The organism is Asaia sp. W19 (assembly GCF_003994335.1).
GTDB lineage: Bacteria > Pseudomonadota > Alphaproteobacteria > Acetobacterales > Acetobacteraceae > Asaia.
Genome location: NZ_PNQZ01000084.1, coordinates 1 through 1,671, shown reverse-complemented (window position 1 = coordinate 1,671; position 1,671 = coordinate 1). Strand labels below are relative to the sequence as shown.

3 protein-coding genes are annotated in these 1,671 nt (G+C 62.5%); all 3 read right to left on the bottom strand.

Features of this window, described 5'->3' with window-relative positions; all coding sequences use genetic code 11:
- A partial coding sequence (locus C0V97_RS16280) for a tRNA (adenosine(37)-N6)-threonylcarbamoyltransferase complex dimerization subunit type 1 TsaB (protein ID WP_127103599.1) occupies window positions 1-499 on the bottom strand: 499 nt, incomplete at its 3' end.
- Window positions 499-1,077: a malonic semialdehyde reductase gene (locus C0V97_RS16275; RefSeq protein WP_370265714.1), complete on the bottom strand. Its 579-nt coding sequence runs from the start codon at window positions 1,075-1,077 to the stop codon at window positions 499-501. The genes C0V97_RS16280 and C0V97_RS16275, both read right to left, overlap by 1 nt.
- A 43-nt stretch (window positions 1,078-1,120) precedes the next feature.
- On the bottom strand, window positions 1,121-1,645 hold the full coding sequence (locus C0V97_RS16270; RefSeq protein WP_233582229.1) for a NifU family protein: 525 nt from the start codon (window positions 1,643-1,645) through the stop codon (window positions 1,121-1,123).
- Window positions 1,646-1,671: the final 26 nt, after the last annotated feature.

The following is a 1,671-nucleotide window of genomic DNA, read 5'->3' as shown; positions in this document are numbered from 1 at the left end:
GCCGCAATGCTGCGCCGGAAAGCGACGCCACGCCATTACCGATCACGTGCGTCTCGTCTGGTAGATCAAGGCTGTCAGGTGGTCCAGCCCAGAACCGCCCATCGGAAAACTCGGCGAAAATGCGATTGCGACGCGCATGGGTCACGCATACCGCCTGCGCCCATTCCGGTCTGGCCCTGTAGCATTGTCCAGTCGTGACACCGCGCAGCCGCGCGCCGTATCCGGCGGACAGCCCGTTTGCAAATGCGAGGCTTGCCCGTAATCCTGTAAACGAGCCTGGCCCGGTGACCGCCACGATGAGATCAGGACCGGAGAGCCAGGCGGCGGCGCGCAGCATATTCCGACAGATAGCAGCCAGGAAAGCTGTCGCTCCCAACCCCTCAAGGCGCTCATGAGCGACACAGAACGCACCGTCGAAGAGTGCAATATCCCCGCTGGCCCCCGCGCCCAGAGTGGCACCATTGAGAACGAGGCATCGGAGCGACCCGGAGCCAGGCATCAGAGCACCAGGCAGGCTTCGTCAAATCCGAGACGCATCGCCCGCTCAGGCGCTTTCTCGGGCCCAGGATAACCGAGGCCCGCGATGAAATTTACACGCCAACCGGTGTCGTTGAGGAAAACATCCTCAACTGAATAGGCGTCGAAGCCGGAATAGGGCGCAACCGCCAGACCGAGCGCACGGGCGGCCAAAATGAGATAGCCCCCCTGAAGGGAGCCATTACGCATTGCGGTTTCCTCGGACAGGCCGACATCGGCGGCAAACCAGTTGCGCAGTCCCTCTTCCCTGTTCAGCCGGGGGAGATGTTCGAAAAACAGCGGGTCGTGGCATACGAGGACGACTACCGGCGCCGAGAGACAGGACTCGACATTGCCCGGCGACAGAGCAGGACGCAGGCGCTCTTTCATGTCATCTGCCGTGAGGAAAACGAGGCGAGCCGGACAGCAATTGCCGGAGGTCGGACCGAGTTTGAGCAAGTCGTAAAGCGCGACAAGCATTTCACGCCCGACGGGCTGATCGGACCAGCTCCGGGGCGTTCTCGCCTCGCGAAACAGTTGATCGAGCGACAATGCATCCAGTGACGTCTGGAGACGGGGCTCTGGATGACTCTCGCTCAAACTCTCAATCCTCAACCTGTTCGACGGCAACCACTTCGGGAACATAGTGGCGCAGCATGTTCTCGACGCCATGCTTGAGCGTAGCGCGCGATGACGGGCATCCGGCACAGGCTCCCTGCATGGTCAGCCGCACGATGCCGTCGCGATAGCCTCTGAATACGATATCCCCCCCGTCGCCTGCAACGGCAGGACGGACGCGCGTGTCCAGCAACTCGCGAATCTGGGCGACTACAGCCTCGTCTTCAGGGGCGATCGCCTCTTCCTGCGTCTGCGCCACGGAATCGAGACAGGCTGCGCCTGACTCGAAATGTGCCGTGATTGCCGTGAGCAGGACCGGCTTGAGCGTATTCCAGCTGAACTCGTCAGTCTTGGTGACGGAGATGAAGTCACCGCCGAGAAACACACCGCAGACGCCCTCGACGTCGAAGAGCGCGCTGGCAAGCGGTGACCGCCCCTCGGCAGCTTTCGGGTCAGCGAAGTCGGCGGTCCCGCGATGACCGGTCACAGCACGACCGGGCAGGAACTTCAGAGTGGCGGGGGGTTGGGGGGTCTCCG